Raw genomic sequence first — 25,038 nt, 5'->3', positions numbered from 1 at the left:
GCAACACGTTACTTACCGCCCTCTTATAGCCCTCGGGGAACACACATTGAGCGCCATCGCTCTCCCGCAACAGCCCGAGCTCATCGAGCTCGTCCACGACCGACTGAAGATGATCGTTGTAGTAGCTCTCGCCGAAGAAGTCGTCCTCGGTGAGCCGCACGCCAAGCAAGCCGTAGACGATCATGAAGTACTTCTTCGACTCATCGACCAGCGTGTGCCAGAGACGCAGCGTCGTCTCGTCGCCGCTCTGGAGCAACACCACCCGCCTGCGAGCGCGATCCTTGAACTGCTCGTCGGCATCGAACTTGCGCCGGGCCGCCTGGTAGAAGCCGTTGAGGTCGCCGACGGACAGTTCGTGCGCGGCCTCGGACTCGCCGATGTCCAGAAGGTGCTCGACAAGCATGCCGAAGGGCGTGCCCCACTCGCCGATGTGGTTCTGCCGAATGACGGTGTGCCCCAGCCACTCCAGCAGTCGCACCGCCGCATCGCCGATGATCGTCGACCGAAGGTGCCCGACGTGCATCTCCTTAGCGGCATTCGGCGCGGAGTAGTCGACCGTGATCCTCTCCGGCACTCCGGTCTGAGGGACCCCGATCCGCTCGTCGCTACAGCTCACGGCCAGCAGTCGACCCAGGGCTGTGTCCGAGATCGTCAGATTGATGAAGCCGGGGCCGGAGACCTCGACCGACGAGCAGAGGCCGTCGAGTTGAGCAGCCTTCACCACCTGGGCGGCGATGTCTTGGGGGTTGCCACCGATCTTGCTGACGAGAGCGAGAACAGCGTCTGACTGGAAGTGTGCTCGTTGGGATCGGCGGATGGCCGGATCGACGGGGATACCCGCCACCGATTCGAACGCAGGAGCCAGCCTTTGATGCAGCAACTCTTCCAGATTCGCCATCCAGAGAAGCTATTGGGCCTGAACGGTGGCCGTCCATGGAATTTCGCCACCGACGCGCTCCTAGACGCTGCGGGCACACAGCCCACAACTCATCAGACACGGTGAGCGGCAACGACCACCGCTGTCTCCGCGAAGAAGAATCTTCCCTCAACTGCTGCCTGCTGAATCCCAGAGAACCACTCCTCGACCTCCACGGTGTCCACCCGCCCGAGGCCCCTCATGGCGGTGGCCCGCAAAGCTCCCCGAATGTCGCCCACCCGACGTGCCGCATGGCCAGCAAGCTCTGTCGACTGCGTTACCAGCGTCTCCACATGCGTCCGCTCCAGCGGAGAAGTCTGCACAAGTCCAGGTAGCTTTCGGCCCATCCGGCCGTCCGAGCTGTCCATCCACGGTGGCGCATCATCCGCGAATGCGTGGACGATCTTCCTGTCCAGGGGGATAGGGGCACCGGAGATCACTAGCGCGTCGAAGTCTGAATGGGACAGCACAGCACGGCCACCGGGACGCAACACCCGCCACACCTCGCCTAGCAGCGCACCAGGGGCGGGTAGGCACTCCAAGAGGTTCGAGGAAATGACCACGTCCACACTCGCGTCATCAAGCGGCAGCTTCTCGCGCAGGTCAGCGGACGCCAACTGAACGGATCCGCCGTGGTTGCGAAGCCGCTCCCGAGCCTTTGCCAGTGACTCGGCTTCCCGGTCGAAGCCGATGACCCGTGCTTTGGGGTGCCGCCGTGCGAAGGCGGCCAGAGCAGGACCGGCACCGCAGCCAAGGTCTACGACGGAGCCCTCCGCAGGGAGGTCCGCCAGCTCGATGAACCGGTCGTGCAGCGTCTCGTTCGTCTCGGACATGACCGCCTCCCCGACGCACCACGCGGTGCATGCCTCATAAAGCACACACCAGAGGGCGTATGCGCTGCAGATGGCTGCAGGTCGACACCCTCCGTACGTAAGGGAGTTGGCTGGTAGGAGCGCGGCCGACGGTGCTACGACGGAGTCTTCACCGCCTGGGCCGGGCACTCAACGGCACAGTCGTCAGAAGGTCATGCCGCGCGACGGGTGCCTCGTCAGGGGCTGTCTCGTCGAGCATCTGCGCAGCGCGGCGTTCCAGAGCAGAGACGTTGGCGGAGTTGTCGATGGTGGCGACGCCGTTGACTGTGACCTTGAGCGGCTCGGCGACGAGTGCGGCCAAGCGTTCGTGGAGGACCTCCAGGGCGACAGCCTTGGCGGAGTTCAGCCGCTCGTATCGGCTAGTGAGGTCGCGGGCATCGGTGTCGGGCCCGAGCTGGGCTTGGAGCCAGCGCAGTACATCGCTGTTCACACAGTTCCTCGAAGAGGCGGCGGGGAGGAGACGCGGCATCTGCTCCTCCCCGCCGCGCGGGTCGGCCCTAGGCGGGATTCGCCTTCCGGGCGGACGGCTTGCTGGTCTGAGCAGGCGGCTGTCCGCCCTCCCAGCAGCGCGGGTTAGTGATCTGCTCGGCCACCGCCGGGTCCGTCACAGACTCGCCGGCGAGCAGCACCACGGGGATGCCCTCGACCGGGTCGAGAACATGGACGCTCGCGGCGAGCGCGCCGAGCGACTTCACGGCGGCGCTCACAGGACGGTGGCGGTGATGTGGCAGTCCGGCGAGTACAGGACCGGCATCGCCGCGGCGGCACCCTTGGTCCAAATCTGCACCGGATCATCCTCGACATCACGGGTGATGACGATGCCCGGGGCGTCCTCCCGCTCGATCTGCGGGTTCGTCCCGCGGGACAGAGCTAGGGACTCGGTGGTGGTGCCGTACTGGGTCTGGCCCCACTTCGCACGATCCGGCGGCAGCATGATCCACCGGTCCTCCGGCAGCACCCGCTTGGACACGTCGTCCTGCCACACCTGAGCCTTGTAGAACGTGACCGGCGGCAGACCGTAGTTGCCGCGCACAGAGTTGATCTGTTGCGGATTCAGCGTCGCAGTGGGAGTCTGCCCGCCTGCCGGGGTGCCGTAGTAGGCCGCCCTGTACGCGCCGTTCGAGGCCAGATGCGACCACGCCTTGCGGGACGTGAGCACCATCTCCGGTGCCGGTGCGCCGATGGAGTCGAGATGGTCGATCCACCGCAGCTCGTCCGCGATCGGGTCCGCCGCAGGGTCAGACCACGGCTTCGGTGCCGTCGGCATGTTGGCCTGCGGTACGCCGTAGTCGGCCTCGACTGTGAGGCCGTTCTCCCCGGTGAGGGTGAACTTGCCATCCAACAGGACGTCGCCGGCGGCAAGTTCGAGGCGGGAGCGGATTGCTTCGACGTGCCGCTCTACGTCGTCGTACAGCAGCTCTACCAGCCGGTCCTCGTCCGCGCCGCGGGAAGCGTCCAGGAGGAGCTGCTCCATCTCGCCGACGAGGAGCTTCTGGCCGAGCGCCGGCAGAGTGCCTTCGGTCTGCGTGGACTCGGCCTGCCGCTTCGCGAACGGCACGCTCGTGTCGTACGCCCGGTACGAGGCGGCGTTCACGCGGCGCTTGCTCTGCCGGATACGCCACTTCACGTCCTGCACCTTGGCCTCGCCGAACACCGTCTGGGTGAGCAGGAAGTCGCTCGGGTTCGGGATCGTGCGTGCGTAGACCGTGAGGTCGGCGACGGAGACGTTCTTCAGGAGGTCGGCGACGCTCACGCGCTCACCGCCCCGAGGAAGCGGATCTGCGCCCCGGCCGGGCTCGCAACGATCTTGGCCGGATCAATACCGCCCGGGATCTTCGCTGTGTTCACGGTGCCGTGCCAGAACAGGGCTGCCGGAACCTTGGTGACGCCGGGGGTGAACGGCGCCTCGGCGTACACGAGGCCGGCGAACACCTCGCGGCCGTCCTTCGCCGCGGGATCGTGAGCGCCGAAGAGCCCGGAGGCCGTGATGCGGCCGACGGGCACGCCGGAGCGGATGTAGCCGTGCGGCTGGGTGGCGGTCGGCTCGACGTAGTGGGCGTTCTTGGTGAGCTTCGTCAGGTCGAGGGTGATGGTTTCCGTGGAGTCGGTGCCATGCCGGGACGCGAGCCAGTCCCGATTGGCGGTGACCGTCACGGAGGTGGTGTACGGCTGGATACTCAAGCCGCTATCTCCTGGTGATGCGGTGCGGTCGCGCACTCACCGGATGGTGGAGCCGTCCACGAAGAGGAAGCGGGGCGTGGTCCCCGAGCGGGTCGTTCGGACCCTCGAGTTAGTCGGAGGTGGAGATCAGGCCGCGGCGACGGGCCATCTCCAGGCCTGCCGCACCAGGGGTACAGTCGACACTTCCAGGGCGGGGCGGCGGCACGGACGCCGGAGCACCGCCGGGAGCGGCTGGGCCTGAACTCGCTGAGACGGAGAACAGCTCGGGCCGGCGCTCCTTCAGCTCCTGGACGGCTTCCTCGATCGCCGAATCGTCTGCATCGTCTGTGACCCGAAGGAGCGCCACAGCATCGTCGAGATCGCGGCCTGCCGCGCCCGCGCTCACGAGTACGGAGCGCCGGGAGGCATCCCGCTCCTTCGCTGCCGCCGCCGTTTCACGGGCGATGGCAGCCTGCTCGCGTTCGGCAAGGGCCTGCTCACGACGCTGTGCCTCGGTCAGCTGCTCCTGCTCAACATGGCGGGCCTGGGTGATGAACTCTTCGAGTGCTGATGCACTGGAGAACCCGAGCTTGTCGACGAGGGTACGGATCGCGGCACGGCCGCCCTGGTCCTTCTCTCGGGCCATCAGGGTATTCAGGTGCTTCTGGCTGAGGCTGAGGGGCGCCTCGTCATTCGAGGGGTCCTCGGGGGACGCACCCAAGATGGGGAGGATCGGGCGGCCGTCACGGCGGAAGCCGAGCGCGATGTTCGGGTCAGGCAGGGTGCGGGTCATCAAGAAGTGCTGCTCCCAGACGGCCCCGCGCCAAGTGTGAGTCTACTGAGGCGAGCAGCGGACTCTGGGCTGCGCGTGGGTGCGCACAGTAGTAACGGATCCCGACGCCTGTGTCCTTGGTCAGCCAAGGGCACAGGCGTCGGGATCCGCCGATCACCAGCTGCTACAAGTCCCGCACAATGACGGACGACCCGAGTTGTTGGACGCGCTCCGTGAGCTTGTCGACGGCGTGAGCGTTGACAACCACTTGGATTTGGCCCTGCAGGAACGAGACGTCATTGCCGTCGACCAGTTGGTACAGCTCCCTGAACAGCTGGCTCAGAGCGTCGGCGTTACCTGTGTTGTTCAGCATGCTCTGCGTGATGGAGAAGCCAAGTTGCTTCTCTTTCGGCGGAGCAGGTGTATCTGCGCTGGAATCATCCTGGTCTTGTTCCGCTTCGCCGCTGGGGCCAGGGGAGGGTTCTGGTTGCTGCTCGTTGTCCGGCTCGTGGGTCGGCGCGTCATCGACAGCGGGGGGCAGAGGTTTTCCGAGCCTAAGCCGTTGGCTGGAGAGGTTGATCTCCGAGACTCCGGTGACTGCTACTTCCTGGTCCTCGCTGTCGACGATGCGGAGGAGACCATGCTGGACAGCATCGAAGAGCGCCTGCCGCAGATCGTCCTGCCCGCCATGAAGGAGCGGAAGCCTTGGGGTGTTCCAGAATGAGTCCCGAAGCTCATCGAGTGGACGCCCATAGTCACTCTCTCGAAGGTTGTGGATTAGGGCCCTCGCCGTGAACGTTCCTTGATCGAAGGCTTTCCCCTTCTCAACGAGAGCTTTCCAAACGGTAGTACCGAGAAGCGCGGTTTCAGTCTTGGCGTCAAACGTCACTTCGTCGACTGAGCGTGTGGCCTCGTCGTCGGGTTGCGCCAGGAACAAGACATGTTGGAAGGCCCGCTTTACGTGAGCTTCAAGGCTGCGTTTTGCGTCATTGCGTTCGGCTGTTGCCTTGGACTTCATGTCGGGGTCGGTCTGTGTCTCCGGGTAGCTGAGGACTCTCTCCGCTGCCAGGTAGTGGGTCGCGACCCGACGCGCAGCATGCCGCTGCTGCGTGTTGGCGATTACAAAGACGACGGACGATGCCCACCGCGTCGGGAGTTTGTCATCGCCAAGGCCGACCGCCGCCTGTACAGCGCCGCGGGTCGCGCGATCGGCACCGTTGCGGAGCGTGAACTGTGCAGGGTCGAGCACCACGAGACGTGAGACTCGGGCGTCATCAATACCGGCGCCGGCGAGTACGTCTCGGGGCGACTGACCGTCCGTGGATGCCCGCACGAACTGCTTGCGATCGAACGGGCCTGTGTCGGCAAGGTCTTCGGCGAAGTCGGCGATCGCTGCGTCGCGCTCGGCATCGGTGATGGTGTCCCGCATCGCACGCTGCAGCATGAGCAGGGTTTGCTCGGTGGACAGGAAGTAGCGGATCGGCTGGCCCTTTTGGCCAGGAGTTACTTCGATACTGACCAGGCCTGTCTCTGGGTCGGTCAGGTCTGAGATGACCGTGTCAGCGTCCGCGAACATATAGGCAGGGTCACCGACTGCCGTTGCTGCCTTGACTTCGGCGTCAGTGGCGCCACGGCGGCCTTGGCTGCGCCCGGAGACGATGGATGCCATGAAGACGGCGGTGGCCGCACGCTCAGCGGCGCGCGGGTTGGAGTGATGCCACAGGGCACGGTCGTCGGCGGCACGCGCTATGTCCATCAGCCGGGCTGTGCCGCTCGTGTCCTGAAGGCCGACGATGTCATTCTGGGCCAGGGAGCGGTAGTTGTTCTGGCTTTTCGGGTCGCTGATGAGGCCGGACCCGATGATGGCTTCACGCACCTGATTGCTTGAGAGCGGGAGGTCGCCCGGACCGATAAGGTGCGGCGCCCACCCGCCGGACTTCCCACGCTGCTGGAGTTCGTAGACGGTGGCAGCGAACACCTTTATGGTCGAGCGCACCTTCTGAAATCCTGCACGATTCGCCCACTCATGCTCCGCCATGTGCATTAGCTGCGGATGGAAGGGGTAGGTGCGCGTTACTTCATCGGCGAACTTGCTTGTCCACGGTTCTCGGATCGCGTCGAAGACCTTAGTCTTCCACTGTCCGTTCTCCATGGCTTCCTTGAAGTCGCGGATGGTGGCGTCAACCACTTCTTGTTTTGGAGGCTTGAGGAAGATTCGACGCCGCAAAATCGCTGCGAAGTCCTCATTCTCGTGCACGCCAAGGGGCTTCCCGTTGCGGTCGAGGAGCCGTTCGAGGTCGACGCGCCGGCGTGTGCCTTCGGCGGTCAGTGAGATCGAGTCCTTTTCGGAAGCGATCATGACGGCCAGCATTGCGGTGTGTGGTGTCTTCGTTACTGCGTCCAGAAGAGCCCGCATGAACGCTTGGTCCTGGGCGATCAGTGTCTCGTCGCCGACTCCGTCGAGCCCGTTGCCGAAGTAGTTCATGATCTCGTCGACAATGATCAGGACTGGCCTGCCAAGCGACGTGATGGCTTCGGAGATTTTGGACAGATTGCTGAAATGCTCGCGATAAGCGTCGTAGCGTGAATAGTCGCCTTCGAAGAGACGCCACAGGAATCGCTCGTAGAGACTCTTCGCGGGGCCGTCGTGTTCTTGGACGGTCACACCGGGAGTCATGTTGTCGCAGGGAAGTACGACAACGTGCGGGTTGTCCAGGTCCTTGGGGAGCGCCCGGCCGAGGATGGTCTCAGCCTGCTTGAAGATGGCCTTGCCGATGTCAGTCTTGGCCAGACTGCTCGGAGCCGAGCCGAGGTGGTAGGCGCCGATACACGCATGGGACTTACCGCCACCCATGCCTTGGTCGAGCCTGAGGAGAGCGTAGGGGACTTTGGCGTAGTCGCTTCCACCACCAAGCCGAATCGCGATCTGAGCCAAGAGATCGGTCAACGATCCTGTGGGGTGCGTGATCTCGCCGTAGTACGACGCGTCGGCGTACAGCGGACGCTGATCCCCCGTCCCGTAAACCGCGTGGTACAGAGACATCTGTACGTCAGCGATGGAGCCCGAGGCGTTCAGGATCTCAGGGCGGATCCGAAGCGCCTTCCACCACGGCGTCACACCGCTCTTGGTCACTCCAACTCCTTGCGTTCTGATCGTTATTGGTTGGGTTGCCGCTTCACGCGACCGTTACCACAGGGTGGGATTGAGGTCGCTCTTGGCGGTCTCACGCGCGGTACGGATCTGCGCGCTCGCGATGTTCCGCGCAGCTACATCTACACCGCGTCGAGCACGTTGGAGACCGTTCCAGGCTGCAACGTCGGCATCTCCCTCCGGCAGCCGGTTCGCCAGGTAGCTGATCGCTGACCACAGGTATTGGTCGTCGTTGTCCCGTGCGGCGTCGACGAGGACTTCTGCGACTGCATCAAGCCCGTCTGGCCACGCCTTGGCCATGGCCAAGGCCACGTCGATGACCGATGAGTCTGATGTGATGGTGCTCTTGAACTCCTTGGCCGCGAGGAACCGGCAGCCCTTATCACCTTGGTGCAGAAGGTTCTTTACATCGCTCATGTCCAGGTCGCCAGCGAGAACCTGCCACCGTAGTTCGGACTTCGGAGCCAACTGCCTGCCGTAGAGGCGTACCCACCACAATGCGAAGCGTGTGCGAACGTCGAAGGAGTCGAGCGGAAGGGAGACGACCTTGATGTCCGCGGCTTCCTGTACCGCCTTTCGCGCAACGATCAAGAACCGTTCCAGTCCTACGACGTTGCCTGTGACGTCGAGGATCTGGGAGTAGAGCCCGGTGACCTCCATGGCAGGACCTGCCGAGGCCATGAGCATGTCGGTGTGTGCAAGTCCGGAGCGATCCCAGAGCTCCACACGGTGTTTCACCTCCGCCTTGACTTGCGCCTCTACCGCAGCAAGACGGCCTTCGCTGCGGCCTGGAGGTGCTGGCCGGCAAGCCATGGTCAAGGTTGTGACGATGTTCGCGGCCGTAGCCGAGGCTCCTCCGGACTCCGTCTTGGCCGGCCACGATCCGGTCAGGATCAGGCCAGCTGCGGAGATCGCGCTGAGTAGACGGTGCCAGACCTCAAGGTCACCGTGTCCGAAGACGATCGTGACGACGCCGTCTTCAGCTACGACCCTGCGTGCTTCGGCGAAGGCACGGGCGATGCTGCTGTCGTAGTGCTCTCGGGTGCGGTGGTCGCCTGCGGGTCCACCGCCCCTCTTGACGATGATCTCTTCAGTTTTGTCCTGGACCCCGCCTGGGTGCGTGGTCATGGACAGCATGGGATCGGCTGTCTGCATGGCACGTTTGGCCCACACGAAGAAGACGTCGCTGGAGTCGCTGTAGTCGATCATGTCGTCGTACGGGGGGTCCGTGACGACTGCGTCCATCCAATTGGGCCGGAATGGAAGCGTAGTTGCGCTTCCGCGCTGAATAGATGCAGGGAGCGCGGTAGCCCGCTGCCGGACGTTGCGGAGCGTGGTGACGGTTTGCTTCGAGAGGGACTCCCACGAGCCCGGCCCTGAAGACAGTCCGCTCTCGAACCAGTCGTAGGAGAAGGACACAGCTGACTGATTGACGAAGATGTCGCCGACCTGGGCCCCGCCAGCCTTCTGGAGGCGTGCTCCTCGGGTGGAGCGGCGGATCTTCCGCATCATCGCAGCCGTGGCATAGCCAGCCAGGGCCCGCGCATAGTCAGTGGAGACGCCGACTGTCAGGCATTCCTCGGTCGCTTCGTTGATGGCTCGGGCCAGCCGCACAAGGCCAAGCGTCTGGCGTGCCTCGAAAAGGTCACCGTAGGCGCGGTCCCCATAGTTCACGGACTGGATAGTCCGAGTGTTTCCAGGGGCGATGAGTTCGTCAGGGCGTGCCGGCATCAAGCCGAACGGAGGTTCCTGGTTGAGAGCTTCTGCCGCCTGCTGGGCGGCAGCGACTTCCTTGTCGCTCGGCTGTCGGAAGACCTTGGTGCCGTCTTCCACGTCGATGTCCGCAGCGACGAGAAGCATGTCTTCGCGGTGGCCTTCTGCACTCAGCCTGGTGTGAACCGCCTTGGAGTGCACGTGCTCGCAGAAAGGACAAACGGCGACACGTCCATCGGCCGAGTACTTGCTCTTCCCCGCTTGAACACGCGTGGGAGTGCCTGTCGGGGGTCCACTGTGAACGATGGCTTCACAGACGCCGGTCTTCGGATCCGCGTGGATACGGAAGCTCTGGCCCTGGTCGTCCTTCTTGGGGCGTGGTCTCCGCAGTTCGAGCTCGCCGACCAGAGGGAATCGCCGCCCGCACTCCTGGCAAGGAAGGGTTGACGCCCACAGGTATCCCCACGGGTATCGTCCGCCACGAGTTGGATAGAACTCATCCATGTATGCGCGGAATCGGCGCCCCACCTCGTGAAGGAACTTCTCCACATCGGCAACGATTCGGTCTTCGTCCTCCCCGAAAAGGAGAGGCTCGCCCTTGCGCCTGACGCGGGGTACGGGCTTGAAGGGGAGCGCAGGCTCCTTGCTCCAGTCACGGAAGGGCAGATCGGCTAGGAGCGAGCCGCCGAGGGCAGCGAAGGGCGAGTAGTCGATGCCGAATGCCTCGGCCTGGAGGCGTCCCGCTTCCAGAGGGATCATGGCACGTCCGGAGAACGGGTCGAGGACACGAGGGCTCCTGCCGTACTCCTTCTCCAGGATCTCGTGGATCTCCTTGGCCTTTTCGGCGTTGCCTTTCAGCGCGTCGCGGACGAGGCCCTGCAGATGGCGCTGCTCTGCTTCACTCTCCGGCCAGGGGAGCAAACTCGTCAGTACGGCGGCCTTGGCCTGAGCGACTGGGCGCTTCGCGAACCACACCCACAGACTCGACTCCGTGTTTCCGCTACCCCAACTCTCGGAGCACGCGTCGCTTACCTCCGCGCAGGGAAACCAGCGTTCGATCATGCGGGTCATGCGGGACTCTCCTGAGTGCGGTCACGGGCAGTTCGCAGCGAGGAGCCGGGAATACGGAAGACTGCATCTCCGCGAATGTCACCGGCGAACACGTCAATAGGGTCACGGAAGCTCCCGAAGAGGGTCCCCCGGCCGTCGTTGCACTGATCGACGACGTACAGCCAGAAGTCTCGTCGGTGCTGCATCGCCATGAGCACCTCGTTTCCGGTCAGCCGGATACCCCGCGATGCAGCGGAGTCCCAGACCCCCTTGACCTCGACGAGCCGCTGTTCCCGGCCCCTCCTTGCTTGGAGATCGTAGCCCCGATTCTCCGTGTGGATGTCTGCTACGACCCAGCCGTCTTCTTGGAGGAGGCGTTGGACATGGCGCATCGCGATGCGCTCGGAGTCCTTCTCCTCGGAGGTACTGTCGACCGCTCCCGCGTAGACCCGCATTCGTGCCACGCAAGCGGGATCAGTGATCTCAACCTTGCTGAGGCGTTCGAGCTCCGTAAGTCGGCCTTGCGTCTGGTCACGCAGACGGTTCCGCAGAGCCAGACGTTCATCCCGGTTTGGGACCTGGTGGGTGAGATCGACAGGAAGATTCTCCAGGTCACGTCGAGCGGCGGCGAACCATTCGTTACGGACCTCTTGGTACTTGGTGCGGGTGCTTGTGGCGAGCTCATTGGCCCGTTCCTCGGCAAGCTGTTCGCGGGCCGGGTGCGGAACCCCGCCAGACTTTGCTGTGGGGACCAGGTTGGCGAGCGTTTCCCAGCGGACAGGATATGCGTCGCCTGTTTCGTCGACGCGGATGAGTCCAGCCCACGCTGTGCGGCGCCTTCCGCCGACTTCAGTGAGTGTGGCTTCGTAGGCGTACAACTCGTAGCCCGTGATACTCGTGGGGTCTTCCGCGGCGCCCCCGCGGTACAGATCGGGGGCGAGAGCGTCAGAGACGTGCTCGATGAGGTCACCGAAGGCGATGCTGCCCGGGCCGAGCGCCAAGACGCGAGAGATGTCGGCGGTCCCAGCGTTGTCCTTGAGGGCCTGGCTGCTCGTGGCGACCAGGGCCCGCTTCTCCCCGCCGAGCCCAGCGGGAAGGGTGGCGTTTGACGAGACCAGGAGGATGCCATCGCCGGCAGCTGTGTTCTGGACGCGAAGGAGGTCAGCCGAGTCGAGCCGCTTGAGGAAGGCCTCGACGATCGCCGGGTTAATGCGCTCGAGGAGGTCGTTCTGCAGGAGCGTGAGCGCCGCCATTGCCTCGACCTTGCTGGCGAGCTCGGCCTCTTGCGCTCGGGCTTGCCGTGCGCGCCGCCGCAGGTCCGCGATATTGATACGCCGAGCGGCCTCCTCCGCTGCGTACCGGCGTTCCACGTCGTCGCCGTACATAGCCTGGAGCCATTCCTCGTAGCGGATGCCGGACAGCTCGGCTACGAGGGAGAGGCTGTCGAACATCTGGCCGTCGAGTTCGTTGGCGGCTGTCACGAACAGGTCAAGGAGTCGGTGGAGGGTGGCGCCTTCCCGGGTATCGACGGCGATCAGATTGAATAGCTCGACGTCTCGGGTCTGGCCCACCCGGTGGATGCGGCCCATGCGCTGTTCGAGCCGCACGAGAGACCAGGGGATGTCGTAGTTGATCAGGACGTGCGCTACCTGCAGGTCGATTCCTTCGTTACCTGCGTCGGTGGAGACGATGACCTGGAACTCGCCGCGCATGAAGGCTGCCCGTACGGCGTCGCGCTCAGAGTTCGGCTGACGCCCGGAGTACATGCGAGCGGTGTAGCCCTCGTCGGCTAGCCGTTCGGCGATCCACTCAGCCGTGTCAGCGAACTCCGTAAAGATCACCGCCTGTTCGCTATTTCCCGGGCGGATACCCTCCGGCGCAAGGCATTCGTCGACAAGGATGCGCCACTTCGAGGGGGTGACCATCCGGTCCTGGAGGATCTGGTCTACCTGCTCGACGAGATCCGAAATTGCCTTGCGCTCGGCGCGGACTGCCGTGGAGTCCGCGTTGACGACTTGGGCTTCCTCACGTCCGGCCTCGTCTTCCCCGTAGGGGTCTGCCTGCACGGAGGCTTCTGCGGCGGCCAGGCGGCCCATGTGCTCATGCCGTCGCTTCAAGGTCTCGCGCAGGGCGAAGAGGGATGAGGCTGTGCGCTTGCCGTAGACCATGCGGGCCAGAGGCTGGGCGTTCTGGAGCATGTAGCGGTCAACCAGATCCAGTGCCTGGTTGTAGATGGAGTGCTCCTGCCGACTCAACGGAACTCTGTGGTTCGTGGCTCGACGGCGCTTGAACAGGTGGCTTTGCCCGTCGTAGTCGACGAGGTCTTCCTTCATCCGGCGCAGGAAATGGATCGGGCCAGGAGTGAGCTTCGGCAGGTCCTGCGTCTGGTCGGAGCCCGGGTCGGGGTAGATGTCGGGGTCCACGATGTGCAGGAGGTGCCGGAACAGCCACTCGGACCCGCGGTGGGGCGTGGCAGTCATGAGCAGGGTGCGGGGTGCTCGGGACAGAAGCCGACCGACACGGTGGTAGGTCTGGGCCGTGGGGGTCAGCCGATGAGCCTCGTCGAAGACGACGATGTCCCAGCCCGCACGGTCTGGGCGGATGGCCTCCTGAACGGCTCCGTTGACGGCCGCCAGCTCCAGGGACACGATCCACATGTCGTGGGTGACATCGAGGGCGTGCTCGCGCACTGTTTCGGCAGTGATCCGGCGTAGACCGCCGTCGAAGAATCGGTCGAAGTCCGCCTGCCACTTCGATACCAGGTTGGCAGGCGCAACAATCAGCGCCTTCCGAACCAGTCCGTACCGCTGCATCTCGCGTAGGTACAGCCCAGCCATGATCGTCTTACCGGTACCCGGCTCATCAGCGAGCATGAACCGCAGCCACGGCTGGGGGAGCATGGCCCCGTACACGGCGTTGGCCTGGTGCGCGTATGGATTCAGGGGTGACGAGGCGAGGAGTGTGCTCTTCGCGTTGGTTGCGGCCGCGGACATCCACTGTGTCCACATGCCGGCCAGGACTCGGGATGAGGGGGCGCTGCCGTCTTGCGTTAGGAGCTGGACATGGGAGGCTTCGTCCGCGGTGAGATCGACACGGTGGAGTTCTTGATCATCGGTCTCTACGTAGAGGCGCCATCCGCCTCCGGAGGTCTCCTGGGCGCCGTCGATGGTCACCCAGCCCTCGACGGTCTTCGGCAGGCTTACGCGCTGCCCCTGCTCGAACACCATCACCCCGAACTCGCTACTCTCTGTTCCGCGTCATATCCATCCAGTACAGCCGCCATGGCTGGCAGCCCCCTACCTTACCGGGGAGGCCGCAGAACAGGGCAGAACAAGGTGAGGCGCGGGTGCATGGGGGCGAAGCGGTCCTCATTCGCCAAGATCAAGGGTTCGGTCCATTCGCATACGTCATCTCGTATGTCCGGCAAGATGGAGTCAGACGGTCCCTTGAGCTGGTCGATATAGGAGAGAACTCGTGGACGACGTTCTGCGGCGCGCCCCGCTCTTCGCGGCGCTCGATGACGAGCAGGCGGCGGAGCTGCGCGCCTCCATGAGTGAGGTGACCCTCGCGCGCGGCGATGCGCTGTTCCACGAGGGCGACCCGGGTGACCGCCTGTACGTGGTCACCGTGGGCAAGGTGAAGCTGCACCGCACCTCGCCGGACGGTCGCGAGAACATGCTCGCCGTGCTCGGCCCCGGCGAGCTCATCGGCGAGCTGTCGCTGTTCGATCCGGGCCCGCGCACCGCCACCGCTTCGGCGCTGACCGAGGTCAAGCTGCTCGGCCTCGGCCACGGCGACCTGCAGCCCTGGCTGAACGCCCGCCCGGGAGTCGCCGCGGCCCTGCTGCGCGCAGTCGCGCGGCGACTGCGCAAGACCAACGACCAGATGTCCGACCTGGTCTTCTCCGATGTGCCGGGGCGTGTGGCCCGCGCGCTGCTCGACCTGTCGCGCCGGTTCGGCGTGCAGTCCGAGGAGGGCATTCACGTCGTGCACGACCTCACGCAGGAAGAGCTGGCCCAGCTCGTCGGCGCATCTCGCGAGACGGTCAACAAGGCCCTCGCTGACTTCGCGGGCCGCGGCTGGCTGCGTCTGGAGGCGCGCGCCGTGATCCTGCTGGACGTCGAGCGGCTCGCCAAGCGGTCGCGCTGAGCTCTTGCGGCCACACGGGCCGACGCGATTCCACCAACAAGATCAACAGTCTAGTTCGCCCCCGTATCCTGATATTCAGGACCTTTGGGGGGAACATGCGCAAGTATTCGCATCGTACGAAGCTGATCACCGCCCTCGCGGGAGCGTGCGTAGCGACGGCTGCCGCGGTCTTCTTCGTCGTCGCGAAAGCAGACGGAGACGGCTGGGATCACACGCTCACTTACTCGGAGCGGACTGTGGTCCCCGTTGACGGCGGTCGAATCGAGATCGCCTACGAGTCGGTAGATAAGGCGTCATCGAATATCCCCAATTACGGTGACCGGACTTACACACCGCACGTATCGGTGACGGCATACAACGATTCCACCGAGGCGAAGACGTACACGATCAGATTCGACGTGTCGCGGGCGGGTGCTCCTGTGCGCACCAGCAGCAATGCCATAACCCTGTCCGGGGTACGGCCCGACAACAGGAGCCGAGGTCAGTACGAAATCACCCAGAGGGAACGCAGCGGGGAACCCGGGGAGATGGCAGAGAACGGGCTGTCGTCGGAGCAGGAGACATACGTCGACAGCCCGACGGGCAAGGACTTCACTCTGGAGATACGAGAAGTGAAGTCAGAGAAGCACTACACAGAATCCGGATCTACTCGCTGACATCATCCGTCTCCGCCTCGGCTGCAGTCGAGGCGATGCGCTTCGGCTCAGCATCCGCCTCGGACTGTCGCCCGGCCCTGATCCGTTCGACTTCCTGACGGGCGTCCTCGATGGGATACCCGGCGTCTTGCAGCATGCGGATGCCCGTCTCGAGCGAGAGCACGCCCGCGGTGACGCCGCGCACCACCTCTTCCAAGATGGCCGTCCGGTCGGTGGGGGTGTGCGGGCCGAACACGATGTGAGCAGACAGAGGGGCCCCGGCAGCCCAGCCCTCGGCGCGGCCGGCCTGGTGAATCCGCTGCACCATCTTCAACAGCAACGTGTACTTGTGGGCCCGCGCGAGCCTCATGGAGTCGACCAGAGAGTCGAGAGGGCCGAGGGACAGCTGCAGGGCGTATCCGCTGGGCACGTCGGAAGGATCGACGGTGCCCAAGCTGACAGCAGGGAGCCGGGCGTTGACGGCGGCCCTGTCGCGTACTTCCTCAACACGGGCACGAAGTTCGGCGAGTTGGTGCGAGGTGTCGAGGACGTCCATGCGGCCGCCGTCGGCTAGCGCGAAGATCGTTCCAGGCTCGACCGCGAGCGGCTTGGGCCTGCCGGTTACACGGTCGACCTCGGGGCGGGCTCCGGCCAGGCCGATGATGGGTGCGCCCGTGGTGGCGGAGGCGCGAGCGGAGTCGGTGTCGGATTCCGCAAGTTCGTCGAGGGCCTGCATCACCTTCGCGAGCGTCGGCTGCCCGAAATGCTCACCGTCGGACACTGTGTTGCTGATGTGGACGATCGGGATGAAGTCCAGCCGTAGATCCAGCCGGTGTAGAACTTCCCCGTCTCCACGGGTGCGGAAGCGGGCCTTGTCTAGGGGTAGGTCGTCCAGAGATTGGCCGTGCCGCAGATCGTCCAAGGACCATTCAGCGTCGGTCAGATAGCACGTAACGGCCGACGTCCGCCCAGGTGCCCAGGGGTAGGTCCGCTCGATCTGGCCGGAGTCAGGGTTGTAGCGATCGCCGTGCTCCACGACGAGCCCTCCCGCCCCATCGCCGACCGGCTGCCGCATGCCCTGCCCATCCGCTCCTTCATGATTGCGCGTGGATGGCGTGATGGGGCCGAGCTCGTACGTGATCCGCCGAAGCCGCGCCTTCATTCCCCTCTTGGGGTCTTCAGGGAGCTCCCAAGCCAGGTGCACGCGCTGCGGATAGTCGCCAGGGTCAGCATCGTCCTCGATCACGGGAAAGTAGAAGCCAGGGTCGTATGTCTTGAGGCGTACTCGCTGCTTGTTCGGATCCCAGGCCAGCAGGTAGAGGCCGTCTCCGAGGAGCACGGCCTTGCGCTCGGCGGCCTGCATGCGCAGCGGGAGCAGCTCGGCCTCCGCCCACGCTCGCAGGCGCTGCTGTACCTCCGCGGCTGCCACAGCCTCGGGCGCCGGGGTGTCGTCGGTGGCGTGCTCGGCGCCGGGCACGATGATCTGCTGCGACTTGCCCAGCAAGTGTGCGAGTGCGGTGTCGACGAACGTCGACGCGTCACCGAACTCCCGCCGCTCGGAAGCTGCTTCGTTGCCTGTGAGAGCGGCGAGCTCGCCGGCCTGATTGTTGTCGTAGGCCGCCATGAGCTTGTACGCGGCGAGACGACGAACTGCCTCATCGGGCAGCCACGTCGCGTGAAGCTCAGGAGCCAGAGATCGGTGAGGCCGTCCGTCGTGCGTGGCGGACATGATCGGCTTGTAGTTGAGCCACGACCAGGCGTCGGTCAGGAAGGTGCGCAAGCCCACGGGGTTGAGGTCCGTAACGTCGGCCCCGCGCCTTCTTCACCCTAGGTGATCGAGGACCTGCGTCGGTCGGATCGCTCGTGGTGCAGTACTTTCTCCAGACCCGCCTCGGTATCGAGGACGTTGCGGAGCCCTTCCAGCAGTGGGCGGTGGTGCTCGCCCAGAACCTGCTGCCCGCGGTCCTCCACGGGGTCATTCCCCTGAACCTGCGCCATGACCGCTCTCCTCCTACTCGTGACGGGCTCGCGATTTGCCCCGTCATGAGTAGGAGGCGCAGCGGGGTGCCGGCGTGAACTCCCCGCTGCGACCTCATTGTGCTCATCGTCGACCCGATAGGCGATTGTCGCCGTACGGCGTCAGAGTGCAACCGGCCTCGTTGGGGGCGGCGAGTTGCGTGAGGGCGTGGACGGCGGCGTCCATGCGGTCCGGCGAGTCCATGCCGGCGACCCACGTCACCATCTGCTGCTCCAGTGCAGGCCACTCGCCGACATGGTGCACGCGGCCCTGCTCGTAGAGCTGCGCGATCGGCTCCGCTCGAAGCCGCTTGCCCTGCTTGGCAGTCACCGGCAGCACCGCGGGCATCAGCATGCCCTCCGTACGCTGTTCACGCTGCAGTCCCTGCCACGCCTGGTGGAGGATCTGCGTGCTCATGTCGCCGCCGAAGTTCGACTCGACCACGATGGCGTCGGCCCGCAACTCGATGGCCAGCAAGCACGCTTCGCGTCCCCAAGCGTCCGCACCGCGATTTCCCGAGCGGTCGTCCAGGACGTAAAGGTGTCCGTCGCGATCAGACGCTGCTGCGACGATGCCCGTCTCGTCACCGACAGCGGACTCTCCGCCAGCAGGGTCGACAGCGACGACGATGCGGGCCAGGTCGATACCGCGCAGCTGCGCTGCGCTGGTCCGGTTCTCGGTGATCCACGGCCACTGCCACACGCCGCCGTCCTGCGGGCGCGGCTGCTGCATGTACAGCGACCACCACACACGCTCGCCGACCGAGCGGCGGATCTCGGCGAGTGCGTCGGTGTCATACCGCTCAGGCCACAGCGGTGCGCCGATAGCACGGTTGAGGGCGTCGTCCTCGGAAAGGGCGAGGGCTGGGAGGTCAATGACCGTCCACCGGTCGCCCTCATCTGCCAGTACACGGCCGGCGAGGTCGTCCTCGTCCCAGCGCGTTTGAATCAGGATCACCGAGCCGCCCGGCTCGATGCGGGTCAGGAGGACGGCCTGCCACCACTCCCACAGGCGCTTGCGCATCGTGGGCGAGGACGCTTCCTGGGCGTCCTTGATCGGGTCGTCCACCACGGCCAGGTGGGCGCCCTTGCCTGTGAGGCCGCCGCCGACACCGGCCATGACCGCGCCGCCCTCGGTGCCAGCCAGGTCGAATCGGTTCGCCGCGCTGGAGCCGGGGCGCAGGCTGACGCCGAGCTGCGGACCGTACGTGAGGATCGCGTCGCGGATCCACCGACCGTGATCGTCCGCGAGGTCGGAGGAGTACGAGGCGATCATCACCCGGTGCTCCGGGCGCCGCCGCAGATACCAGAGTGGCGCCCAGCGGGCTGCCCTGCGGCTCTTGCCGTGCCGGGGCGGCATGGTCAGCAGCAACCGAGTCGGCTTCCCGGCCGCGACCTGCTCGAAGGCAGCGTCGATCAGCCCCAGGTGGGGGGCCTGCATCTCCCGGCCGTCGGTGAGCACGGAGGCCATCGCGCCCGGCGATCGGTCCATCGCCAGCTCGCGCTCGATCTGCACAAGTCGAGCCCGCAGTTCAGGGGTTGAGGCTGCGGCTATCTCACGGCGTCGCTGTGCGGGAAGCGACCGGTAGAGCTGGAGGACCGCGGCCTCGTCAGCTCTTGCCATCCTCGCCCGCATCGCCCCCGGCAAGGGCGATCAGCCGCTCCAGCTCGTCCAGGCCCGCAGTCTCCACCTGGACCGCGCTGCCGTCCGGGCCGGACAGTTCGGTGCGGGCAGGTCGGTCCAGGCCGAGGAGGCGGCTGCTGCGCTCGATGATTCGTACCGCACGGTCCACGGCCTGGTAGTCGCCGTTGCGGATCGCGGCGCGGTAGACGCCGAAGAAGAGTCGCTCGAGTCGCTCCACCATGAGCTGACGCAGCTCATCGGTGTTGGTGTCCAAGGCGGTGGTGCGCTCGACGAGGGCCTTGGAGACGTCCTTGCAGGCGAGCTCGATCAGCCGTTTGTCGGTGGGCGGCTCCAGCCCGCGTTTGTACTTGTCGATGCCGTATCCCTGCGGGTATGCGACACCGTCAGAGTTGATGGCCGGGTCGGCGGCCAGTTTGCGGCCGATGGTCAGCCAGTCGACGCCGGCGAGCTTGAGGTCGATCGCGTCGGCGCGGCGCTGGGTGATGGCAGCCCGGGTGGCGCGGTTGGGGCGGCCCATGACACAACTCCCTGGGCCCCGCGCCTACTGTCCATGATCCCTGACTCAGCCGCGAACCGCGGTAACCTGCGCGTTCACAAAATCACGATCCGGGACACAGAGAGACCCGAAGCGACAGGAGCGGCGGTGGCGCTCCAAAGCGCACGGGTGTAGCTCCTGCTGAGTGAGATCGTTCAGGCCATCAGCTCAACTGGCGTACAGACATGAGCAGATGGCGATGTTCATCGCGCATCATGTGGTCCCCGCCCGATACGCCGCTCAGCATCGCCCGCTGGCCAGGGCCCAGGAGTTCGAAGCGCACCTGAGGGGTGGTGAAAGAGGTGAGGGCTTCCAGCAGGTAGGTGGGATTGAAGGCGACCGCCATGGCATCAGCGCCGTTCAAGGTGGCCGCGAGCTGTTGCGAAGCGACGTCGTCTTCATACCCTGCCTGTAGCAGAACGGTTCCCTGCGCGGAAAAGTCGAGCCGGATGGGGCTGTTGGGCTCCGCGACGACCGCGACACGGCGGACCGCGTCAGCAAGTGGCTCCCGCTGCGCGACCGCGACTGCCGGACTATCCAGCGCGAACAGCTCGGTGTAGCGCGGCAGCCGTCCTTCCAGCAGCCGCAGCGTTGTACGCATCCCGGCTCCCTCAAAGGCGATCAGGCCGCTGCCCGAGCCGTTCAATCCGACACGGATCGGCCCGGATTTCGCCAGCGAACGGGAGATCTCGGTCAGCCTGCGGCCGGGCACTACTACCTCTACGGCCTCACAGTCGGCTCCCTCTGGCTTCCAGGACAGCGTGCGCACGGCATACCGGTATCGGTCCGAGGCAGCCAGCGTCATCGAATTGCCGTCCAGCCGGACCTGGATCCCCGTGAGTGCCGGGAGCGTGTCGTCGCGGCTCGCCGCGATCATCACCTGCCCGACGGCAGCCGCGAACTCGGCCCCATCCACCACTCCGCGCCAGGCCGGAAGCTCGGGCAGCGCCGGGTACTCCTGCGTGGGCAGCGTCGACAGCCCGAAGCGCGTCCCGCCCCCGTCCATCGTGAAGCGCGCACCTTCCAGCGCACACTGCACCATGGCATCGGGCAACACCTTGCAGATGTCGACCAGTCTGCGCCCGAGCACGAGCACCTGGCCGGGCGTCGATGTCTCCGCCGCCACCTCGATGTCGGCAGATGCCTCGTAGTCGAAGCCCGAGACCCGCAGCCGCCCCTCGCGGGCGTCCAGCAACAGTCCGCCCAGCACGGGCACGGGCGTACGGGCGGGCAGTGATCTGGCCGCCCACCCTACGGCATCTGCGAGTACGCCCCGCTCGATCCGGAACTCCATGTAGATCCCCCATCGCGTCGTACCCATTGATCCGAGCACGCTATACGTTGCCACTGACAACGCCCGGGCGACCCGAATCCGAGAGGGATCCGGCCCGTTCTGCGTGAGGACTTCGTCCGGCGATGAGGACGTACGCCGACCAGCTCATGCCCTGAACGGTGAGCTCACTACAGGAGAGCCACACCCAAAGCGCACTACCCGGCCGCACGCCGCGCCGGCCGGGGACGGCGGCAGACCTTCCAGGGGCTCTCACCCCTTGAACAAGTCGAGCACATCCAGGGTGGGACGCACGTCGCCGAACGTTCTGTAGACAGTGTGCAGCGTGGCGTTGTGATCCTGATCGCGACCTGCCGCGTTCGCGTCGGCCACCATGATGACCCGGAAGCCGAGGGTGCTGGCATCACGGGCCGACGACTCGCAGCACACGTTGGTGACAGTGCCGGTGATCAGGACCGTATCCACGTCGCGCTGCTCCAACAGCTCAGGAAGGCGGCAGCGGCCAGGGAAGAACGCGCTGGGCGCGGACTTCTCGACCAACAAGTCGTCGCGGTGGACCAGGAAGTCTTGCCAGAGGCGGTCGGCCAGAGGCCCGGTGCCACCAGAGGTGCGGAAGAGTTCGGCGATCTGCGGGCCGAAGAACTCGTCACGCACCGCCGTACGCTCACCCTCCGCCGGGAGGACCCAGGCGACCGTGCCGCCCGCCGCTCGAAGGCTGTCCGCGAGGCGGCTGATGTTCGGCACGATGCCTCGGCAGTACGGGTTCTGTGAGACGAAGAAGGGCACCATGTCGATCACCGCCAAGGCGGTGCGGGCTGGGTCAAGGTGCGTGAACGCGAACCGGCGGCCACGACGTTCCTCCTGCCTGGCGTACTCCCTGTCTTCGATCCGCCATTCATGCTGCTTCACGCCGATCTCCGGCAGCATGAGTCCCCCGATCCTCAACACCAACACGATGACGTGAGCTGGCCAACCTACCGGCTGTACAGGGGCGGTGCGGGAGCGACGGAGAAGCCGCTCCCGCCGGAAGCGTCACGAGGTGAGGTCGAGCTTGCCCTATGCGTCGCCCTCGGCAATGCGAGGGAACAGAGGGTTCGCAGGCGGCAGAACCCCATTGATTTCTGCAACCTGCCCGGCGATACGGGAGGCGGCATCCGGGAGGAAGGGCTGCAACTGGTCGCCCAGTACGCGGCATGCCTGAACAAGAGCGGCAAGGACCGTGTCGAGACGTTCCCCGGCCCCACGGTCACCGCCCTGCTCTGCCTTGGCCAGCTCCCAGGGACGGGTGTTGTCGATACAACGGTTGGACTCTTCCACGATCCTCCAGACCGCGGAGGCTGCCTTCCGCAAGTCGAAGCTGGACAGGGCCGCATCAACCTCGCCCAGGACTCTACGACAAGCCGCGATCAGCGGTTCCGTGGCCAGAGCCTCGGCGCGGGGCAGGGGCACGTGACCCTGTCGGTAGCGATGGACCATGGTCACGACCCGGTTGACGAGGTTGCCCAGGCCGCCCGCCAGGTCGGCGTTGGCGCGGGCGATGAGTCGCTCCCGGGTGAAGTCGGCGTCACCGACCCGGGGGACTTCCCGCAGAAGCCACCAGCGCACCGCATCGGCGCCAAACTCGTCGACGAGGTCCGCAGGGTCGACGGTGTTGCCGCTGGACTTGCTGATCTTGCGTCCGTCGACGGTGAGGTAGTCGTGGACCAGGATGTCGGTGGGCAGCGGCAGTCCCGCTGACAGCAGCATGGCCGGCCAGTACACGGCGTGGAAGCGCACCACCCCCTTGCCGACCAGGTGGATGCGTCGCTTGCTCTGCACCCACCAGCGTTGATAGGCATCGGCATTGTCCCCGTAGTCGAGGCTGGTGACGTAGTTGCCGAGCGCGTCCCACCACACGTAGACGACCTGGCTGGCGTCGCCCGGTACAGGAATGCCCCAGCCGCGGGCTCGGCTGTGGGAGCGGGAGATGGAGAAGTCGTGCAGCCCGCCGGTGATGAGAGCGAGAACTTCGTTGCGGCGGGCAGCCGGTTCGACCCGCAGGGTCCCGCTGGAGATCAACTCGTGGAGGGTGTCGGCATAGCGGGACAGCCGGAAGAACCAGTTCTCCTCGGCGACCAGTTGGGGCTCGGTGCCGTGCTCGGTACATCGGCCGTCGACCAGATCGGCCGGAGTGTAGAACTGCTCGCAGCCCACGCAGTACAGGCCCTCGTAGTGCTTGCGGTACAGGTCACCGGATGAGGCGCACTGGCGCCACAGCCGCTCCACGCCGATGCGGTGGCGCGGGTCGCAGCTGGTGCGGATGAAATCGTCGAAGGAGAGTGCCAACGGTTCCCGCAGTGCGGCGAACGCCTCGGCATTGCGGTCGACGAGGGTCTGGACGTCGACCCCTTCGGCCTCGGCGGCCAGGACGTTCTTGAGAGAGTTGTCGTCGGTTCCGCTGAGGAACCGAACCTCACAGCCGCGGTGGCGGTGGTGCCGGGCGAGGACGTCTGCTTGCACCAGTTCCAGGGCAAAGCCGAGGTGCGGGCGGGCGTTGACGTACGGGATCGTTGTGGTGATGTAGTGGTGTGGTGCGGTCATCGGAACCTCCAGTTGCGAGGCGGAGCTCCGAGTCCGTGAACAGAACGAGGCCCCGACTCGGGGCCTCGGAAACCTGCGCGTCCGGTATCAGCAGCCCCGCTGCCGGGGCATCATCTCGATTCGGAACGAAGGCGCGATCATGCCGGGATGCTAGCAGCGACGCCCGCGTCCGCGGCAAGCATTTCTGACTGGAGGCGAGGTGCCGCCCCAGTACCAGGTGCCATCGGTCCAGATCAACACGGCAGTGCTCATGCCCGGTCGGGTACACGTCTGTGCAGACATCGCGGGTTCGTGCTCGGCGTGAACCGGACCTCGATGGGGGTCGGTGGCGGGGGCAGTGCTCGCCTACTGGGATATGCGTGCGATAGCGGGCGAAGGGTTCGCCCTATGCGACGCCTACGCTACTGATGCCCTGTGCCAGCAGCTCGGCGGGCGTCTCGACGGTGACGGCATATGTCAGTGGCCCCTGCTAAATCTCTGTCGTGGTGGGGCAGTCCGACGATCCCGCGAGAGACATCAACTCATTTGCAGGCAACCAGGCTTCGGAGGCGCCGAGTGGTGTTGCGATACAGCGAGATGTCGTCGTCAGCAAAGGCGTCCTACCTCGCCAGTCATCCCCAGTGTGCGATCTGCGGGCATATCGCCCGCTCCGTCGACCATGATCACGAAACGGACCTTGTGCGCGGCGCGCTGTGCCAACAGTGCAACGGACGTCTCGGCTCCCTGGAGGCAGCTCTGCGTATGCCCCGGCGCGTCTTCCAGAGCCTGGCCGGGGACCTGCACCGTGCGTACGCTCAGAGCGGGACCGTGGATCTGACTCGGTTTGCCAGCGATTTCCCGTATCTCGGCATAGCAGAGGGCGAATACCTGCGTCGGCTAGCCATTCTCCAAGCCCAGCTGACTCAGCGATACGTCTACTGGACTGAGATAAGCCTCAAGCCTCTCAGTCGTGACACCGAGTGGATCAAGACGGGGCCACTCATCGACGATGAGGAAGTCGAGAAGGTTCTGGAACGCCTCCAGAACCCTGCCAATACGCCGCCGCATCTGACTATTTTCGCCACTCTAGAGCCCGATGATGGCGTCAACTCACCAGGCCCGCGAGCCCTGACGTTTGCCCACCGCACCCCCGGCGCGCTGGAGTATCTCCTGGAGCTTCGCCGTGCCGACGACTTGCCTGGAGCACCGATCCCTGGCTACGAGGAGAAGTGCCGAGCCTTCGTGCGCGATGTTGTGCCGATTCTGCTGAGCCGGCCCCTGAAGCTGTCTGAACTGCGCGCGACGGGCTGGGTTACCGATGAACCTGCCGATGAGGATGCGCTCCGCGCGCTGATTGGTGAGAGGTACTCGCCTCGTTGGGTCGATCTGGCTGTCCGGATCGCCCTCGAGGACCTCGGCGATAACCTCCCCGACCGGCGCTGGGCCTCCTTCACCAAGGCCCGGTGGCATTGGCAGAAGTTGTGCGCGCACTGGCACAGTCAGCACCCCGAAAGTCAGGGATGCGCGAGTGTCCCGCAGCACCCCGCATCCCTCAGAGGGCGGTATGTGACGTG

20 protein-coding genes are annotated in these 25,038 nt (G+C 65.4%); 3 read left to right on the top strand and 17 right to left on the bottom strand.

The features are described from left to right. The 10 genes from argS to JHN63_RS22520 form a co-directional block, all read right to left on the bottom strand. A partial coding sequence (gene argS / locus JHN63_RS22565) for an arginine--tRNA ligase (protein WP_200683042.1) occupies positions 1 to 898 on the bottom strand: 898 nt, incomplete at its 3' end. 92 nt (positions 899 to 990) lie between these two features. Beyond that, positions 991 to 1,749, bottom strand: a complete 759-nt coding sequence (locus JHN63_RS22560; RefSeq protein WP_200683041.1) for a methyltransferase domain-containing protein — start codon at positions 1,747 to 1,749, stop codon at positions 991 to 993. A 148-nt stretch (positions 1,750 to 1,897) separates the two neighbouring features. After that, entirely contained in the window at positions 1,898 to 2,218 is a 321-nt protein-coding gene (locus JHN63_RS22555) for a hypothetical protein (RefSeq protein ID WP_200683040.1), read from the bottom strand. Between the two features lie 67 nt (positions 2,219 to 2,285). Beyond that, the gene (locus tag JHN63_RS22550) at positions 2,286 to 2,495 is read right to left on the bottom strand and encodes a hypothetical protein (RefSeq protein ID WP_200683039.1); all 210 of its coding nucleotides are present in this window, start codon (positions 2,493 to 2,495) and stop codon (positions 2,286 to 2,288) included. Continuing rightward, a complete protein-coding gene (locus JHN63_RS22545) occupies positions 2,492 to 3,541 on the bottom strand; it encodes a major capsid protein (RefSeq protein WP_200683038.1) in 1,050 nt (349 codons plus the stop codon). Before JHN63_RS22545 ends, JHN63_RS22550 begins: the two co-directional genes overlap by 4 nt. Then, positions 3,538 to 3,969, bottom strand: a complete 432-nt coding sequence (locus tag JHN63_RS22540; protein WP_234477542.1) for a head decoration protein — start codon at positions 3,967 to 3,969, stop codon at positions 3,538 to 3,540. Before JHN63_RS22540 ends, JHN63_RS22545 begins: the two co-directional genes overlap by 4 nt. A gap of 109 nt (positions 3,970 to 4,078) precedes the next feature. After that, on the bottom strand, positions 4,079 to 4,741 hold the full coding sequence (locus JHN63_RS22535) for a hypothetical protein (protein ID WP_200683032.1): 663 nt from the start codon (positions 4,739 to 4,741) through the stop codon (positions 4,079 to 4,081). 163 nt (positions 4,742 to 4,904) lie between these two features. Then, entirely contained in the window at positions 4,905 to 7,853 is a 2,949-nt protein-coding gene (locus JHN63_RS22530) for a DUF499 domain-containing protein (RefSeq protein ID WP_200683031.1), read from the bottom strand. A gap of 54 nt (positions 7,854 to 7,907) precedes the next feature. Next, positions 7,908 to 10,655: a DUF1156 domain-containing protein gene (locus JHN63_RS22525; protein WP_200683030.1), complete on the bottom strand. Its 2,748-nt coding sequence runs from the start codon at positions 10,653 to 10,655 to the stop codon at positions 7,908 to 7,910. Continuing rightward, a complete protein-coding gene (locus JHN63_RS22520; protein ID WP_200683029.1) occupies positions 10,652 to 13,861 on the bottom strand; it encodes a helicase-related protein in 3,210 nt (1,069 codons plus the stop codon). The genes JHN63_RS22525 and JHN63_RS22520 overlap by 4 nt, the downstream gene beginning before the upstream one ends. 247 nt (positions 13,862 to 14,108) lie before the next feature. Here JHN63_RS22520 and JHN63_RS22515 point away from each other — a divergent pair, with 247 nt between their 5' ends. Further along, entirely contained in the window at positions 14,109 to 14,783 is a 675-nt protein-coding gene (locus JHN63_RS22515; RefSeq protein ID WP_200683028.1) for a Crp/Fnr family transcriptional regulator, read from the top strand. A gap of 95 nt (positions 14,784 to 14,878) precedes the next feature. Beyond that, positions 14,879 to 15,439, top strand: a complete 561-nt coding sequence (locus JHN63_RS22510; protein ID WP_200683027.1) for a hypothetical protein — start codon at positions 14,879 to 14,881, stop codon at positions 15,437 to 15,439. Here JHN63_RS22510 and JHN63_RS22505 read toward each other — a convergent pair. The 7 genes from JHN63_RS22505 to JHN63_RS22475 form a co-directional block, all read right to left on the bottom strand. Then, positions 15,429 to 17,198 carry a hypothetical protein gene (locus tag JHN63_RS22505; protein ID WP_200683026.1) on the bottom strand — a complete coding sequence of 590 codons (1,770 nt, stop codon included), beginning with the start codon at positions 17,196 to 17,198 and terminating at the stop codon, positions 15,429 to 15,431. The two genes, JHN63_RS22510 and JHN63_RS22505, sit on opposite strands and share 11 nt — an antisense overlap. A gap of 47 nt (positions 17,199 to 17,245) precedes the next feature. Then, positions 17,246 to 17,416, bottom strand: coding sequence for a hypothetical protein (locus JHN63_RS22500; protein WP_200683025.1), 171 nt, complete (start codon positions 17,414 to 17,416; stop codon positions 17,246 to 17,248). A gap of 103 nt (positions 17,417 to 17,519) precedes the next feature. Then, complete coding sequence (locus JHN63_RS22495) at positions 17,520 to 18,950, bottom strand: terminase large subunit domain-containing protein (RefSeq protein ID WP_307781959.1); 1,431 nt, start codon at positions 18,948 to 18,950, stop codon at positions 17,520 to 17,522. A gap of 94 nt (positions 18,951 to 19,044) precedes the next feature. Then, positions 19,045 to 19,596 carry a hypothetical protein gene (locus JHN63_RS22490; RefSeq protein WP_200683023.1) on the bottom strand — a complete coding sequence of 184 codons (552 nt, stop codon included), beginning with the start codon at positions 19,594 to 19,596 and terminating at the stop codon, positions 19,045 to 19,047. Between the two features lie 181 nt (positions 19,597 to 19,777). Then, positions 19,778 to 20,908: a DNA polymerase III subunit beta gene (gene dnaN / locus JHN63_RS22485; protein WP_200683022.1), complete on the bottom strand. Its 1,131-nt coding sequence runs from the start codon at positions 20,906 to 20,908 to the stop codon at positions 19,778 to 19,780. A 249-nt stretch (positions 20,909 to 21,157) separates the two neighbouring features. Further along, positions 21,158 to 21,832, bottom strand: a complete 675-nt coding sequence (locus JHN63_RS22480; RefSeq protein WP_200683020.1) for an isochorismatase family cysteine hydrolase — start codon at positions 21,830 to 21,832, stop codon at positions 21,158 to 21,160. 129 nt (positions 21,833 to 21,961) lie between these two features. Further along, positions 21,962 to 23,485, bottom strand: a complete 1,524-nt coding sequence (locus tag JHN63_RS22475) for a methionine--tRNA ligase (RefSeq protein ID WP_200683019.1) — start codon at positions 23,483 to 23,485, stop codon at positions 21,962 to 21,964. Between the two features lie 555 nt (positions 23,486 to 24,040). Here JHN63_RS22475 and JHN63_RS22470 point away from each other — a divergent pair. Then, positions 24,041 to 25,038 (top strand): endonuclease domain-containing protein (locus tag JHN63_RS22470; protein ID WP_307781958.1); only part of this gene is annotated, 998 nt, incomplete at its 3' end.

The sequence above is a fragment of the Streptomyces sp. MBT65 genome, assembly GCF_016612545.1.
GTDB lineage: Bacteria > Actinomycetota > Actinomycetes > Streptomycetales > Streptomycetaceae > Streptomyces.
The sequence above is the reverse complement of the archived record's forward strand: the minus strand, read 5'-3'. Positions and strand labels throughout refer to the sequence as shown.

Coding starts and splice junctions, on each gene's coding strand:
- JHN63_RS22560 (WP_200683041.1), bottom strand. CDS start 1,749: ATGTCCGAGACGAACGAGACGCTGCACGACCGGTTCATCGAGCTGGCG.
- JHN63_RS22535 (WP_200683032.1), bottom strand. CDS start 4,741: ATGACCCGCACCCTGCCTGACCCGAACATCGCGCTCGGCTTCCGCCGT.
- JHN63_RS22525 (WP_200683030.1), bottom strand. CDS start 10,655: ATGACCCGCATGATCGAACGCTGGTTTCCCTGCGCGGAGGTAAGCGAC.
- JHN63_RS22520 (WP_200683029.1), bottom strand. CDS start 13,861: ATGGTGTTCGAGCAGGGGCAGCGCGTAAGCCTGCCGAAGACCGTCGAG.
- JHN63_RS22510 (WP_200683027.1), top strand. CDS start 14,879: ATGCGCAAGTATTCGCATCGTACGAAGCTGATCACCGCCCTCGCGGGA.
- JHN63_RS22500 (WP_200683025.1), bottom strand. CDS start 17,416: ATGGCGCAGGTTCAGGGGAATGACCCCGTGGAGGACCGCGGGCAGCAG.
- JHN63_RS22490 (WP_200683023.1), bottom strand. CDS start 19,596: ATGGGCCGCCCCAACCGCGCCACCCGGGCTGCCATCACCCAGCGCCGC.
- dnaN (WP_200683022.1), bottom strand. CDS start 20,908: ATGGAGTTCCGGATCGAGCGGGGCGTACTCGCAGATGCCGTAGGGTGG.
- JHN63_RS22480 (WP_200683020.1), bottom strand. CDS start 21,832: ATGCTGCCGGAGATCGGCGTGAAGCAGCATGAATGGCGGATCGAAGAC.
- JHN63_RS22475 (WP_200683019.1), bottom strand. CDS start 23,485: ATGACCGCACCACACCACTACATCACCACAACGATCCCGTACGTCAAC.